Origin of the sequence: Rhizorhabdus phycosphaerae (assembly GCF_011044255.1) — a bacterium.
GTDB lineage: Bacteria > Pseudomonadota > Alphaproteobacteria > Sphingomonadales > Sphingomonadaceae > Rhizorhabdus > Rhizorhabdus phycosphaerae.
Map to the genome: position 1 here is coordinate 4,162,223 of NZ_CP049107.1, position 15,742 is coordinate 4,177,964.

Here is a 15,742-nt window from a genome sequence, read left to right on the forward strand (position 1 = left end):
TAGCCGTCGGGGAGAGATGACCAACGTGGGGGCTTAGTTATGAGCATGATCGATCGCGAAGCCGATGCGCAGGATGCGCTTTCCGCCATTGCCAAGGCGGCGCTGTTCAGCGGCGGCAGCGACGACAGCGGGAGCGGATCGGGCAACGACGATGACCCGCAGGACGACAGCGAAGACGGTCCTGACGACGATTCCCGCGACGATGACGACCGCGACGGCGACGGTTCCGATGACGATCTGGTCGACGGATCGGACGATTCCGACATCGAACATGGCGGCCTCGGCGACGACTCCATTCTCGGCGGCGGCGGCGACGACGATCTGGGCGGCGACGATGGCGACGACGACCTCGAAGGCGAGGATGGCGACGACAGCCTGTCGGGCGGCAGCGGCAGCGACCATCTCGGCGGTGGACGTGGACGCGACCATCTGCGCGGCGACGATGGCGACGACGACCTGAGCGGCGGTGACGACGATGACGATCTGGAAGGCGGCGAGGGCGGCGATCGCCTCGATGGCGGCAACGGGCATGACGCCCTTTATGGCGGCAATGGTCGCGACACGCTGATCGGCGGCAGCGGCAACGACCATCTCTATGGCCGCAGCGCCAGCGGCGGGGCCGACGATGCCGACAGTCTGTCGGGCGGCGACGGCTCGGACTATCTACAAGGCAATGCCGGGGCGGATACGCTGGTCGGCGGTTCCGGTTCCGACCGGATCAATGGTGGCGCGGACAACGACTCCCTGTCGGGCGATGCCGGCAATGATCGCCTCAACGGCAATCTCGGCAAGCCGACGTCTTCAAATTTTCCTCCGACTCGGCACTGTATTCGGGTAGCGGCGTCGAGACCATCGGCGACTTCCAGCATGGCATCGACGAAATCGACCTCGATTTCGATCCTGTCGCGCTGCTCAGCGCCACGGCGGCCGACCTGACGGCGGCCCAGACCGCCGCTCAGGCGGCGATCGACGGCCATGCCGGCAACAACGAAGTCGTTGCGGTCACCGTGGGGGTCGACACCTATCTGTTCTTCGCGGCGAGCGGGGGCAGTATGATCGACTCTGCCATCAAGCTCGCCGGCGTTACCCCCGGTCTGATCGACCTCGGCGACTTCGACTGATGTCGAGGGGGGCGGCATAGCCGCTCCCCTCGTTCACGGCTGAGTTTGCAAGCGAAGCCACTGATCTCGCTCTCGGAAATCATGTGAGCGCTCCTGACCGAGGGTGCGCCGGACGCTGCTGCGCCACGGCGTGAAAGCGCTTGAGTACCAAGTGAAAGGAATATATACCCGTCAGTATGAATCAGCGCTGAAGAGTAAGGCAGCGGTTCATCCGATTAGGGGAGGCCAGATGAAAATCCATCTTCGTTCCGTTCGCAATGCGTCGCTGGCCATGCTGGTCATGTGGCCTGCGATCGTCAGCGCGCAGTCGGCGGCCAAGGCGCCGGCCGAGGACGCCGTGGCGGACACCGCCGAGATCATCGTCACCGCGACGCGCCAGAACACCGCGCTCAGCCGCGTGGCGGCCGCCGTCAGTGCGGTTCGCGCCGCCGACATCGCGCCGGGCGGCGTGCAGAATATCGGCGATCTTCAGGTCGTCGTTCCCAACGTCTCGATCGGCGACCAGTTCGGTGTGAACCGGACCTTCATTCGCGGCGTCGGCCTCAACAATTTCGACGTCGGCGGCGAGGGTGCCGTGGCCTTCCTCCAGAATGGCGCGATCCTCCCCCGTCCGGCGCAGCAGCTCAGCGGCTTCTTCGATCTCGAGCAGATCGAGGTCCTGCGCGGCCCGCAGTCGATCCTCTATGGTCGCGGCGCCACCGCCGGTGCGATCAACATGGTGACTGCGCGTCCGAAGGAAGAGCTCGAAGGCTATGTTCGGGCGACCTACGGCAATTATGACTCGAAGATCCTCGAGGCGGCGGTCGGCGGCGGTCTTTCGGGCGACAAGCTGCTCGTCCGCGTCGCCGGCAAATATGAGAAGCGCGACGGTTACGGCAAGAACGTCTTCACCGGCGCCGACGTCGACGATCGCGACGCCTATTCGCTGCGCGGCACCGTGGTCGCGAAATTCTCCGAAACGCTGACCGGCACGGTCATCGTCGACCATTTCAAGGAAGACGACAACAACTACGCCTTCCACTATTTCGGCCCTTCGGTCGTTCCGGAAGCCGGCCTGCCGCACAAGCTGATCGGCGGTCAGACGATCATCGAATATTACAAGGCGCGCGGCGAGAAGGTGAACCTGCGCAACATCTATTCCGACCAGGAAGCGATCAACAAGCGCGACGGTTACGGCTTCACCGGCCTGCTCGACTGGGATCTGGGCGCTGCCACGATCAAGTCGACCACCGCCTATCGCAGCTTCAACCGCTTCCAGCGCGACGATCTCGACAGCTCGCAGGTCAACCTTGCCGGCCGCAACGACTATGTCGAAAAGAGCCGTGCGGTCAGCCAGGAGTTCACCGTCAACTATCAGGGCGATGGCTTCACCCTGCTCGGCGGCGCCATGTACCTGCACGAGAAGCTGACCGGCTCGGTGCTCGTCCCCACCACCAACCTCGGCGTGCTGTTCGGCCTGCCGGCGAACACCTTCGACAATGGCGCCTATGAACAGAATGGCGTCGTCAAGATCGATGCCGTCGGCGTCTATCTGCAGGGTGCGGTCGACCTAAGCCCCACCCTCAAGCTGACCGCTGGTGCGCGCTACAATTATGAGCGGCGCAAGGGCGACGGCTATTTCCGCTTCGACGCGATCGGCATCAACATCCCGACCGACGAGACCAAGGGCTGGTCGGCGCTCACGCCGAAGCTGCTTCTGGAATATCGCCCGACCGACACCACGATGCTCTATGCGAGCGTCACCAAGGGCTTCAAGTCTGGCGTGATCAACGTCGGCAGCGCCGATCCGGCGATCAACCCGGAGACGGTGTGGAGCTATGAGGGCGGCTTCAAGCAGCGCTTCGCGGGCAACCGCGTGATGCTGAGCGGCGCGATCTTCTACTATGACTACAGCAACTTGCAGGTCAGCTTCGTCAACGCGAACAGCATCGTCCAGACGATCAACGCCGCGACCGCACGCAACTATGGCGGCGAGCTCGAGCTGGAGGCGAAGGTCACTCCGCAATTCTCGATCAACGCCAACGCGTCCTACCTCAACGCCAAGTTCACGAAGTTCTGCAATGCCTATTATGGCGCAGCCTTCCCCGCGCGGGCCGGCATCTCCTATGCGCCGTGCCCGGGTCAGGCCGGTCTGGTCGACCTCAGCGGAAACCGCTTGCCCAACGCGCCGCGCTATTCGTTCGGCGGTGGGTTCAACTGGGACATTCCGCTGGGCGAGAGCAAGGTCACCCTCGGCGGCGACCTGAAATATCAGTCGAAGGTCTTCTTCAGCGAGTTCAACAACCGCGATGCCGTGCAGGGCTCCTATGTCCTGCTCAACGCCAGCGCGGCCTATCATGCGCCGAACGACCAGTGGACGCTGACGGGCTGGGTCAAGAACCTGACCAACAAGTTCATCATCGCCAACAACATCATCGCGGCGGCGACCTACGCCTATCCGCGAGTGGGTTCGCTGATGCCGCCGCGCACCTATGGTGCGACGCTCGGCTTCAACTTCTGAACCAAAGGGGCGGATCGAAAGGTCCGCCCCTTTCTCTTTCTTCGATCCGCACAAATCTTCGGGGCAGGGCGGGATGGACAGCTTCGCGATCGGCAATATCCGGGTGCACCGCATCGAGGAGTGGGCCGGCACCTTCGCCCCACCCTCGGAGCTCTTTTCGGGCTTCGTGGCAGAGGGGTGGGACCCCCATCGAGACGAGTTTACCCCCGACTATTTCGATCCCGACAGCGGCAAGGTCTTCGCCTGCCTGCAAAGCTGGGTCATCGACACCGGCACCGTCCGCATCCTGTTCGATACCGGTGCCGGCAACGACAAGGACCGGCCCAATCTCCCGGTCTTCGGCAATCTCCAGACCGACTTTCTCGGCCGCCTCGCGCGGGCCGGCTACCAGCCCGAGGATATCGATATCGTCGTCTGCTCGCATATCCATGTCGACCATGTCGGGTGGAATACGCGGCTGGTCGACGGGCGGTGGGAGCCGACCTTTCGCAACGCGCGCTACGTCTTTCCTCTGCGGGACCGTGACTATTGGGATCCGCTGATCGCTGGCACCGGTCCGCAGGGTATCGGCGCGCTCGTGAACGCCAATATGTTCGAGGACAGCGTCAGGCCCATTCTCGATGCGGGCCGGGCCGAGTGGGTCGACGAAGGCCATGAGGTCGTGCCCGGTATGATCCTGCGCTGCCGACCCGGCCACACCCCAGGCAGCATGTCGCTGCACCTGGCCTCCGAAGGCAAGAAAGCGATGTTCGTGGGGGACATCGTCCACCATCCGGCACAGATCTATCGACCCGACTGGAACAGCATCTTCTGCGAGGATCAGGATCAGGCACGCGAGACGCGTCGAGCCTTGCTCGAGGAAGCGGCACGGGACGAAGCGCTGCTGGTCCCGGCGCATTTCGGTGGCGCCCATGCGGCGCGTGTCCTGCGCGAGGGGAGCGGCTTCCGGCCGATACTCACCGGCCTCCGCTGACCGGACAGGCCTTCCGATCTACCGCGATCATCCTGTCAGGACGCCTTGGCTATCCCGTTCATATGGTTGCGCCCGATGCCCCATGCCTCCAGCCGGGCCTGGCCCCCTTCGCCGGGAAGGCAAGGCGGCGCGGATATGGCGGCGGGCGTGCGGCTCAGGCGTGGGGCCGGGGCGGGCTGCAGGGCGCCATCGACCGCGACATGGACCTGGCGCTCGATATTGGCGGGATGCTCCAGCGCCTCGTCCGGGCTGAGGACGGGGGTCACGCAGGCGTCGCGTCCCTTGAAATGGGCGACCCACTCGTCGCGCGTCCGGCTGCGGATGACGGGTTCGATGCGTGCCGCGCGTTCGGCCCAGAGCGTGGGGTCCAGATGGTCGCCGAACTCTGCGATGTCGAAGCCGAGCCCGCCTATGAAGGCTGCATGGAACTGTGGTTCCAGCGCGCCGGCGGCGATATATTGGCCGTCAGACGTCTCGTAGCAGCGATAGAAATAGGCGCTGCCGTCCAGGACATTGCCGCCACGGCCCGCATGCCAGCGGCCCATCCGGGACCAGGCGAAGATCTGCGTCATCAACAGCGAGGCGCCGTCGAGCATCGCCGCGTCGACCACCTGTCCGCGGTCACTCGTCGAGCGCTCGACCAGCGCGGCGAGAATCCCGGACAGCATCATCATCCCGCCGCCGCCGAAATTGGCGGCCAGGTTGATCGGCGGAACGGGCGGCCCGTCATGCGGTCCCATCAGATAGAGCGCGCCGGTCAGCGAGAGATAGTTGATGTCGTGGCCCGCTTCGTGCGCCATCGGCCCGGTCTGTCCCCAGCCGGTCATGCGCGCATAGATCAGGCGGTCGTTGAGCTTCGTCAGCCGATCGGGGCCGAGGTCGAGCCGCTCCATGGCGCCGGGCCGGAAGCCTTCGACCAGGACATCCGCCTTCGCGGCCAGTCCCAGGGCGAGATCGAGATCCTCGGGTGATTTGAGGTCGAGCTCGATCGAGGGACGGCTGCGGTTGAGATAGTTGAACCGCTCGTCGCCACCACCGAAGGCCTGGGCGCCACGCCGGTCGATGCGCAGCACTTCGGCGCCCATGTCCGCCAGCATCATGCAGACAAAGGGGGTGGGGCCGAGCCCGGCAAACTCGACGACGCGGATGCCCGCCAGCGGTCCGGTCATGCCGGCTGTCCGATCATCTCCGCCCTTATCCTCTTCTTGTCGATCTTGCCGGTCGCGCCCAGCGGGATGCGATCGACGAACCGCACCTCGTCGGGCATCCACCATTTGGCGATGCGACCTTCGAGATGGGCGATCAACTCCCCGGGCGTCGCGCGGGCTCCCTCACGCGGCTCGACGATCAGCAGCGGACGCTCGCCCCAGCGTTCGTGCGGCTGGCCCACGACGGCGGCGTTCGCCACTGCCGGGTGGCTCATCACCATATTCTCGATCTCGATCGACGAGATCCATTCCCCGCCCGACTTGATCAGGTCCTTCGAACGGTCGGTGATCCGGACGAAGCCGTGCCCGTCGATCGTTGCGACGTCGCCGGTATCGAACCAGCCGTCTGCGTCGAGGATGTTCGCGTCGTGCCGGAAATAGGCGCCGGCCACGGTCGAGCCGCGGACCATCAGATGTCCCGGCGTCGCGCCGTCGTGCGGGACGATCTCACCATCCTCGCCCTTCAGGCAGAGATCGACGTCGAACATCGGCCGGCCCTGCTTGAGCGATTGCGCCCTGCGCTGCTCAGGGGGCAGCGCCCCGGTGGCGACGGTCGGGCTCGCGGCGGTCGCGACAGGGGAGGTTTCGGTCATGCCCCAGGCATGCACCACCTCGACCCCGTGATCATCCTCCAATGCCTGTAACAGCGCCGGTGGGCAGGCGGAGCCGCCGATCAGGACGCGCTTGAGCGTACCCAGCGAACCCCCGCTCCGCGCGATATGCTGCAGCAGGCCCTGCCAGACGGTCGGCACGCCGGCGGCGAAAGTCACGCCTTCTTCGTGGATCAGGCTTTCGAGCGACGCACCATCGAGCCGGGCGCCCGGCATCACCAGCTTCGCGCCAGAGGCGGGAGCCGAAAAGGCGATCCCCCAGGCATTGGCGTGGAACATTGGGACCACCGGGAGGACGACGTCGCGCGCCGAGAAGTTCATGAAATCATGCTGCAAGGTCGCAAGCGCATGGAGATAGTTGGAGCGATGCGAATAGAGGACGCCCTTCGGCGACCCAGTCGTGCCTGATGTGTAGCACAGGCCGCAGGCCGCCTGTTCGTCGATGCCGCTCCACGATGCGGGCGAGGACGCCTCGCGCAGCAAATCCTCATAGCCGATGGTGGGGAAGGGGGCCTGCTCGACCGAGCCATCGGGAAACAGCACGACCTGCTCGATCGACGGGCAGTGCGGCAGGACGCGCGCGAGCAGGGGGATGAAGGCGGCGTCGGCCAGCAGGATGCGGTCGGCGGCATGGTTGATGATATAGGTGATCTGTTCGTCGAACAGGCGCGGATTGACCGTATGGCACACGGCGCCGATGCCCATGACGCCATACCAGGCCTCGACATGGCGGGCATGGTTCATCGCCAGCGTCGCGACCCGGTCGCCTTGCCCTATGCCGCGTCCGAGCAGGGCCGAGGAGAGCAGGCGGGCGCGCTCGGCGATCTCGGAATAGCTCGATCGCTCGGTCTCGCCGGTGGTGGTGCGCGATATGACCGGCGTGGCGCCATGCCAGCGCGCGGCAAAGTCGATGAAGCGGTCGACCGTCAGGGCGTGATGCTGCATGAGCCCTGCCAGCGCCATCGTCCCCGTCATTGCCCCCGATCCTCCCTTTGCGGCTGTCAGTCGTCCGCATATCTGCTGCCAATCACAGCCGGCCTACCAACGGGTATGAAGCCCGTCAAGCAAACCGCCCTGCCGTCGATGAATAACGGTCCGAAAATATACTATACAGTAGGTTGAGGCTGTGGCACTATCCTTTCTGCCCGGTCGAACGGGTGGAGTGGATGCGAGGAGGAGGACCAGGTGAGCAGCGTCACCGCAGGCCAGATGGGATTCACCGCGACCGAGAAGGTGACGTTCGGGCAGCCCGCCCGCGACGCCATTCTCGCGCAGGCGGAGGGGATGGGTGCGCGACGCGTGTTCCTGCTCGCCTCGTCGGCATTGCGCAACGATACCGACGAGATAAAGCAGATCGAGGCGGCGCTGGGCGATCGTCACGCGGCGACCTATAGCGGCATCGCGCCGCACGCGCCGCGCAGCGATGTTCTTGCCGCCGCCAATGCCGCGCGCGAGGCGCGAGCTGACCTGATCGTGTCGATCGGTGGCGGTTCGGCGACCGATGCCGCGAAGATCGTGGCATTGTTGATCAAGCATGACGTACGCACCGTGGAGGCGTTCGAGCCGTTGCGGACCTATGTCGACGATGCCGGTAACGTCATCAATCCGCTGACGGTCGGCCCGGACATCCGCGTGATCTGCGTCCCCACGACGCTGTCGGGCGGCGAGTTCAACGCCTTGTCGGGCGCGACCGATGAAGTGACGATGCACAAGCAGGGCTATGAGCATCGCAATATGGCGCCGATCATGGTCGTGCTCGATCCGGCGATCACCGTACACACGCCGCAATGGCTGTGGCTTTCGACCGGCGTTCGCTCGGTCGACCATGCGGTCGAGACGCTCGCCTCCTACCAGTCGAACGACTTCGCCGATGGCCTCGCCGACAATGCACTGCGTCTGCTGGCGGAAGGCCTGCCGCGCGTGAAGGCGGATCCGACAGACCTGGAGGGGCGGCTCAAGTGCCAGATCGGCGCCTGGCAGTCGATGATCTCGATCATCGGCGGGGTTCCGATGGGGGCCAGCCATGCGATCGGGCATATCCTGGGCGGTACCTGCAACGTGCCGCATGGTCACTGTTCCTGCGTGATGGCGCCCTATGTTCTCGCGTGGAACGCCGAGCATGATGCGAGCCGCCAGACCCGCATCAACGCCTGTCTGGGCAACACCCATGCGACCGCGGCGGAAAGCCTCGACGCCTTCATCCGCGGGCTCGGTATGCCGCGCACCCTGTCGGAGGTCGGTGTGCTGGAGGACCAGTTCCAGAGGGTAGCCGAATATACCATGCTTGATATATGGGGGAGGACCAACCCGAGGCCGGTCCGGTCCCCAGCGGACATCATGGAGATCCTAAGAAAAGCGGCATGACGAAATCCAGCGCTGCCTCCGTCAAGAAACAGGCCTCGCCCCCCGGTACGGGGCGCGAGATCAAGCCTGGTGTCGTGGCCTTCAAGCGCGCCCGCATCCTCGAGGAAGCGAGCGCCCTGTTCTTCGAGAAGGGCTATGAGGCGGCAACGCTGGAGATGCTGGCTGACCGACTGAGCGCGACCAAGCCGTTCCTCTACACCTATTTCAAGGGCAAGAGCGCTATCCTCAGCGCGATCTGCGAAGTGGGTGTCAAGGAATCGCTGGCCGCGCTGGACCGGATGGCGGAAACCGAACGCACGTCGATCGACCTGCTCAAGGCGTCTCTGCGCGAAGTCGCGGAGATCATCGTGGCGCGACACGAATATCTGGTCGTGTACCAGCGCGAGATGATGAACCTCGAGCGGACCGATGCCCAGCGCATCCTGCGCCTGCGGCACGAGTTCGACCTGCGGATCGGCAAGCTCATCGAGGACTGCGTGCGCGACGGCGATGTGACCGTCCCGGACGCCGCCGCGATGTCGGTCTGGATCGGCGGCCTGCTCAGCTGGATAACCTATTGCTATCGGCCAGGCAGCAAACGTTCGGCGGAAATGGTGGTCGACCAGGCGGTCGAGGCCTGTCTGCGGCTTATCGCCGTCGCCTGAACCAACTGCCTCCGGCCCATTGGGGATTTGGAGGTATCATGACAACGACTGCACCAGCGCGCCCGCGCGATTTCACCGATCCGCGCATCCCCAATCGAGACGAGTGCGTGCTTCGCTATCTCGTCGATCGCTGGGCGGTCGAGCGCGCCGACAAGACCCATGTCATCTTCGAGGATGGCGAGGAGTGGAGCTTCGCCGACGTCCGTCGCCTCGTCCGTGCCAAGGCGGCGGGCCTGCGCAAACTCGGGGTCAAGCAGGGCGATTTCGTCGCGGCCTGGCTGCCGAGCGGCCGCGATGCACTGCTGGCCTTCTATGCGATCAACTATCTCGGTGCGGTCTTCGTGCCCTTCAACACCGCCTATCGCGGCAACCTGCTCGCGCATGTGCTCGCCAATTCGGGTGCGTCGCTGATGGTCGTCCATCCCGATCTGGTCGGGCGCCTGCCCGAGGTCGACTGTGCAGAGCTGCGCCAGCTGGTCGTGACGACGCAGGGCGCGGTCCCCGACATCGGGCTGCCGGTGACGCGCTTCGACGATCTCGAGGGCGACGATGTCGGCGAGCTCGACCGGCCGATCCAGCCCTGGGACATCCAGTCGATCATCTACACCTCCGGAACGACGGGCCCGTCCAAGGGTGTGCTCTCGTCCTATCTCCACATGTTCTCGAACGCCGGTCCGGAATCCTGGCCGATGGTGGGCGAGGACGACCGTTACATGTGCGTCGCACCGATCTTCCACATCGGCGGCATGGGCCCGCCCTTTGTGATGCTCGCGCGCGGGGCTTCGGTCGCGGTGATCGAGACCTTCTCGACCGACCGTTTCTGGGACATCGCGCGCAAGACGCAGTCGACCATGGTCTTCCTGCTGGGCGTCATGGCGACCTTCCTGATGAAGCAGCCGCCGTCGCCCGACGACAGGACGCATGGCGTGCGCAAGGCCTTCATGGTGCCGCTGACCGATGACGCGCCGGCCTTCACCGAGCGGTTCGGGATCGACATCTACACCATCTTCAACATGACCGAGATTTCCTCGCCGATCGTGTCCGAGGCCAATCCGGTCAAGCGCGGCACCTGCGGCAAGGTGCGCCCGTATGTCGAGGTGCGGCTGGTCGACGCCAATGATTGCGAGGTGCCGGTGGGCGCCATCGGCGAGATGCTGGTCCGCACCGATCGTCCCTGGGCGATGAACAGCGGCTATAATCGCAACCCTGAGGCGACCGCCAAGGCTTGGGCCAATGGCTGGTTCCACACCGGCGACGCCTTCCGCCGCGACGAGGACGGCTATTATTATTTCGTCGACCGGGTGAAGGATGCGATCCGCCGCCGCGGCGAGAATATCTCTTCGTTCGAGGTGGAAGTCGAAGTCTGCGCCCATCCGCACGTCCGCGAATGCGCGGCGATCGCGGTGCCGAGCGAATTTTCGGAGGACGAGGTGATGGTGATCGTAGCGCCGGTGCCCGGCTGCACGATCGACGTCGAGCATCTGGCGAGCTTCCTGATCGAGAAGATGCCCTATTTCATGGTGCCACGCTACATCCGCATCCTCGACGAACTGCCCAAGACGCCATCCGCCAAGGTGCTCAAAGCGGACCTGCGGCAGGAGGGCATCACCGCCGATACCTGGGACCGCGAAAAGGCCGGGATGCGTGTTCGCCGCGAGGTGTTCAGCGGCTGAGCCGGCCGAGAGCCGACGGTCTCTGGGAGAGGACGACAGCATGAGCATCCACCCCGTGTTCGGGCCCAACCGGCTGAAGCTCGGCCTGTTCTGCATGAACACCATGTCGGCGCTCACCACGGCGCCCGATCTGTTCGCAGGCGACTGGGAAGCCTGCGTCAGGCTGGCGAGGATGGCCGACGATGCGGGGCTCGAGGCGTTCGTCCCGATCGCGCGCTGGAAGGGCTATGTCGACGACGCCTTCGACCACCCGTCAAACGCCGTGTTCGAGCCCTTCACCTTCGCCGCCGGGATCGCGCAGGCCACCCGCCGGATCGGCGTGTTCGCCACGACACATGCGCCGACCGTCCACCCGCTGATCGTCGCCAAGCAAGCGGCGACGGTCGATCATATCTCGCGCGGCCGCTTCGCCATGAATGTCGTCGGCGGCTGGAACCGGCGCGAGTTCGATATGTTCGGGATCGACCTGCTCGACCATGACGATCGCTATGTCTATCTCGCCGAATGGCTCGACATCGTCCGTCGGCTCTGGTCGGCCGATGCCGAGTTCGACGTGGAAAGCGCGCATTTCGCGATGAAGCGGGCGCTGTCGCGGCCGCAGCCGGTGCGGGGCGCGGTGCCGATCATGAATGCGGGTTTCTCGCCGACGGGCATGCGCTTCGCGGCCGCCAACAGCGACATCGGGCTGATCGGCCTGTTCGGTGCCGACGAAGCGGCCTGGGGCGAGCAGATCGGCCAGTATAAGGCACTGGCGCGCGATCGGTTCGGCAAGGATATCCAGGTCTGGACCAATGCGCCGACCATCCTGCGCGACAGCGATGGCGATGCCGATTTATTGTATAGACATTATACCGAGGCCTGCGCCGACCAGGCCGCGATCGACAGCTTCGTGGGCACCCTGGCGCGCGAGAACAAGGTCGCCGAGGGCAGCGAACAGATGGCCTTTCTTCGCCGCAACGCCGTGCTCGGCTCGGGCTTCCCCCTGATCGGTTCGCCCGGCAGCGTTGCAGACCGCCTGCTCGCCTTGTCGCGCGCCGGGCTCGACGGGGTGATCATGAGCTTCGTCGACGCGATCGATGGCATGCACCGGGTCGAGCGCGACGTGCTGCCGCGCCTGCGGAAGGCCGGCGTTCGCACCTGATCAGGCGGTGGCCAGCGCTGGCCTCTCGGTCCGCTGACCATAAGCCGCTTCGGCTGCGGCGAGCTTCTCGGCATAGCGCGCCATGGCCGCCAGCTTGACCGGTCCGAACCCGCGGACTTCCGAAACCAGCGACAGCAACTCGGCTGCGGCATCGGCGCGCGCCGGAGTCAGCGCCGCGATAACCCGCTCGACCAGCGCTTCATAGTCCGCGACCAACTGCCGCTCCGCGCGGCGCTCTGCGGTCCAGCCGAAGATGTCGAGCGGCGTGCCGCGTAGAAAACGCAGGCGCTTTAGCAGGCTAAACAGGGGCAGGGCGATGCGCGCCGAAATCTCCCGCTTGCGCGGCCGGCCATTCGGGCCGGGGCGGCTGAGCAGCGGCGGGGCGAGGTTGAAGCTGAGCGACGCGCCATCGGCGAACCCCCGGCGGAGCTCTTCGAGAAGGGCAGGATCGCTGAGCAGACGAGCAACCTCATATTCGTCCTTGATCGCCAGCAGGCGCCCGAACTGTTGCGCGGCGATCCGGGCAAGACGATCCGATCCCGGCGTCTTCTCGCTCTCGATCGCGGCCACGCGGGTCACGAAATTGCGATAGCGCGCTGCGAGCCGGTCGTCCTGATAGGCGGTGAGCCTTGCCGCGTGGAGATCGACGATCGCGTCGAGCATTTCGGGCGGCGTCGGCATGTCCTGGACGGCAGTCGAGGGAAGCCGATCGGGCGCATGGACCGATAGCCGGCCAAGTCGGAACGCTGTGAGGTTGAGTGATACCGCCACCCCGTTGAGCCGGATCGCGGCCTCGATGGCTTCGACCCCGACGGGCAGCAGGCCGGCCTGCGCCGCGCGCCCGACCATCATCATGTTGGCGGCGATGCTGTCGCCCATCAGCCCGACCGCCATGCCGTTCGCGTCGAAGGGATCGACGGCGTCGTCGCCGAGTTGCTTGCGCAGACGGGCCAGCAGGATTTCGGGTTCCAGCCGGAAGTCGCGCTGGAACTGGAAGGCCACCGTCGGCACGATGCTCGCATTGGCCAAAGCACGCGTGCGGCCCTGTTGCAGGCTGCGTGCTGCTTCCGCCGAAAGCCCGGCGACAAGATCGAAGGCGAGCAGCAGGTCGGCTTCGCCTTCGCCGAGCCGCTGGCTGTGCAGGCCGGCGGGATCGTCGGCGAAGCGCAGATGGCTGAATACCGCGCCGTTCTTCTGGGCCAGGCCGGTCATGTCGAAGGCAGAGGCTGCGCGTCCCTCGACATGGGCGGCCATCGCCAGCACCGCGCCGACGGTGATCACCCCGGTGCCGCCGATGCCGGCGATCATCATGCCACTCGGACCCGATCGAACGGGTGGCGTCGGCATGTCGGCGAACAGCTCTTCGCCCAGCGCCATGGCGGCCGGCTTGCGCGGCCCCGCGCCCTTGACGGTGACGAAGGACGGGCAGAAGCCGTCGTTGCAGCTATAGTCCTTGTTGCAGCTCGACTGGTCGATCGCCCGCTTGGTGCCGAGTACGGTCTCGCGCGGCACGATGCTGACGCAGGTCGACTGGACCGAACAGTCGCCGCAGCCCTCGCAAACCTCGGGTGCGATGAACATGCGCTTGGCCGGATCGGCCATCGTCCCGCGCTTGCGGCGGCGGCGTTTTTCGGCGGCACAGGTCTGCTCGTAGATCAGGACCGAGCAGCCCACATGCTCGCGCAGGCTGCGCTGAACGGCGTCGAGCTCGTCGCGTTGACCGATCGTCACATGCGGCGGAAAGCCCCTATCGGCGCGGTGATGATCGGGATTGTCGCTGAGGATGACGATCTCGGTCACGCCCTCGGCCCGCACCTGCTGCGCGATCTCTGCGACGGAAAGGGGGCCGTCGACCGGCTGGCCACCGGTCATCGCCACGGCATCGTTGTAGAGAATCTTGTAGGTGATGTTGGCACCCGAGGCGACGGCGGCGCGGATCGCCAGCAGGCCCGAATGATAATAGGTGCCGTCGCCCATATTCTGGAACATGTGCGGTGTATCGGTGAAGGGGGCGAGCCCGAGCCAGTTGCTGCCTTCGCCGCCCATCTGGGTGGGGAGCAGCGCCTCGTCGGGCCGGACGAAATTGGCCATGGTGTGGCAGCCGATCCCCGTCATGCTCAGGCTGCCCTCGGGGATGCGGGTCGACCGGCTGTGGGGACAGCCCGAGCAGAAATAGGGGCTGCGGCGCAGATCGGCATTGGCGGCGGGTGCCGCCGCCGGCGGGGCGGGCGTGTCGGCGAGCTCGGCCAGTCGAGCGATCGCCCGTGCGATGTCGGCGGGGTCGAGCGGCAGCGTCGGGGAGAAGAGGGGCCGGCCCTGTTCGTCGCGCTTGCCGAGGAGTTTCGGCGTCCTGTCGCGATTGACCAAGGCGCTCGCCACCTGCTGCTCGACGAAGCTCTTCTTTTCTTCGACGATCAGGAGCGCATCATGACCCTCGGCGAAGGCGGCAAGGCTCTCCCCGTCGAGCGGCCAGATGCAGCCGATTTTGTACAGCGACAGCCCGGCGGCAGCGGCGGCCTCATCGTCGAGGCCGAGCAGGTCGAGCGCCTGGCGGACATCGGCGAAGCTTTTGCCGGCCGCAGCGATGGCGAGCCGCGGGCGTTTCGCACGGAAGACCGGCCGATCCAGGCGGTTCGCGCGGACATAGGACAGGACCGCTGGCAGCCGGTGTTCGACCACGATCTGCTCGGCGCGCAGCGGGTTGAAGGGGCGGCGCCCCGCATGCAGCCCCTCGGGCGGTGGGGTGTCGATCGCCGGCAGGACCGGGCGGAAGGCCGGCAGGTCCACGTCGACCGTCGCAGTCTGCTCGACCACCTCGTTGACGCATTTTACCGCGACCCAGGAACCGCTGTGGCGCGACAGGGCGATGGCGTGCAGGCCGAGGCTCTCGATTTCGCCGGCATGAGCCGGATAAAGGACGGGCACGAGGCACGCCGCCATCGACTGTTCGCTCTGGAAGGCGACGGTCGACGACTTGCCGGCATGGTCGTCGCCATAGAAGAGCACGACCCCGCCCCTGGCGTGGGCGCCGGCGTAGTTGCCGTGGCGGATGGCATCGAGCGAGCGGTCGACGCCCGGTCCCTTGCCGTACCAGGCCCCGAAGACCCCCTCGAACCGGGCGCCTGGTATCTGATCGATCTGCTGTGTGCCCGCCACGGCCGTTGCGGCCAGGTCCTCGTTCACCCCCGGCTGGAAACGGATGTCGACGGCCTCGAGCCGCTCGCCGATCGACCACAGCATATTGTCGACATTGCCGAGCGGCGAGCCGCGATAGCCCGAGACGTAGCCGGCGGTGCGCAGCCCGTCGCGGCGGTCGAGCCAGGCCTGGCTGAGAAGGACGCGACCGATCGCCTGCGTTCCGCTGACGAGGATGCGACCGCTGCGCACGTCCCATTTGTCGTCCAGGCCGATCATCGCAAACCACTCCCATCGATGCTGGCAGGTAGTATCAGCTTAACGGCCGTAAGATTGTCGCATATGCGACAGTCATGGAAGGGGTGGCCTTCT

At 65.8% G+C, this 15,742-nt stretch carries 10 protein-coding genes; 7 read left to right on the plus strand and 3 right to left on the minus strand.

Translation table 11 applies throughout. The features are described from left to right. Positions 1-39 precede the first annotated feature (39 nt). The 3 genes from G6P88_RS19370 (at position 40) to G6P88_RS19380 (ending at position 4,594) form a co-directional block, all read left to right on the plus strand. Positions 40-936, plus strand: a complete 897-nt coding sequence (locus G6P88_RS19370) for a calcium-binding protein (protein ID WP_165324662.1) — start codon at positions 40-42, stop codon at positions 934-936. A 414-nt stretch (positions 937-1,350) separates the two neighbouring features. Further along, positions 1,351-3,621, plus strand: coding sequence for a TonB-dependent receptor (locus G6P88_RS19375; protein ID WP_165324663.1), 2,271 nt, complete (start codon positions 1,351-1,353; stop codon positions 3,619-3,621). Positions 3,622-3,694: 73 nt separating this feature from the next. Beyond that, positions 3,695-4,594, plus strand: a complete 900-nt coding sequence (locus G6P88_RS19380) for an MBL fold metallo-hydrolase (protein ID WP_165324664.1) — start codon at positions 3,695-3,697, stop codon at positions 4,592-4,594. A gap of 35 nt (positions 4,595-4,629) precedes the next feature. Here the strand turns inward: G6P88_RS19380 and G6P88_RS19385 are convergent, their stop codons facing one another. Further along, complete coding sequence (locus tag G6P88_RS19385; RefSeq protein WP_165324665.1) at positions 4,630-5,763, minus strand: CaiB/BaiF CoA transferase family protein; 1,134 nt, start codon at positions 5,761-5,763, stop codon at positions 4,630-4,632. Further along, positions 5,760-7,388: a long-chain fatty acid--CoA ligase gene (locus G6P88_RS19390; protein ID WP_226946646.1), complete on the minus strand. Its 1,629-nt coding sequence runs from the start codon at positions 7,386-7,388 to the stop codon at positions 5,760-5,762. Before G6P88_RS19390 ends, G6P88_RS19385 begins: the two co-directional genes overlap by 4 nt. A 210-nt stretch (positions 7,389-7,598) precedes the next feature. Here G6P88_RS19390 and G6P88_RS19395 point away from each other — a divergent pair, with 210 nt between their 5' ends. The 4 genes from G6P88_RS19395 to G6P88_RS19410 are packed head-to-tail and all read left to right on the plus strand — an operon-like array spanning position 7,599 to position 12,235. Further along, on the plus strand, positions 7,599-8,777 hold the full coding sequence (locus tag G6P88_RS19395; RefSeq protein ID WP_206335823.1) for an iron-containing alcohol dehydrogenase: 1,179 nt from the start codon (positions 7,599-7,601) through the stop codon (positions 8,775-8,777). After that, positions 8,774-9,421 (plus strand): TetR/AcrR family transcriptional regulator, encoded by a 648-nt coding sequence (locus tag G6P88_RS19400; protein WP_165324666.1) that lies wholly within the window; start codon positions 8,774-8,776, stop codon positions 9,419-9,421. Before G6P88_RS19395 ends, G6P88_RS19400 begins: the two co-directional genes overlap by 4 nt. 38 nt (positions 9,422-9,459) lie before the next feature. Beyond that, complete coding sequence (locus tag G6P88_RS19405; RefSeq protein ID WP_165324667.1) at positions 9,460-11,094, plus strand: AMP-binding protein; 1,635 nt, start codon at positions 9,460-9,462, stop codon at positions 11,092-11,094. Positions 11,095-11,134: 40 nt separating this feature from the next. Further along, positions 11,135-12,235, plus strand: coding sequence for an LLM class flavin-dependent oxidoreductase (locus tag G6P88_RS19410; RefSeq protein ID WP_165324668.1), 1,101 nt, complete (start codon positions 11,135-11,137; stop codon positions 12,233-12,235). Here G6P88_RS19410 and G6P88_RS19415 read toward each other — a convergent pair whose 3' ends face one another. Continuing rightward, entirely contained in the window at positions 12,236-15,649 is a 3,414-nt protein-coding gene (locus G6P88_RS19415; RefSeq protein WP_165324669.1) for an indolepyruvate ferredoxin oxidoreductase family protein, read from the minus strand. Positions 15,650-15,742: the final 93 nt, after the last annotated feature.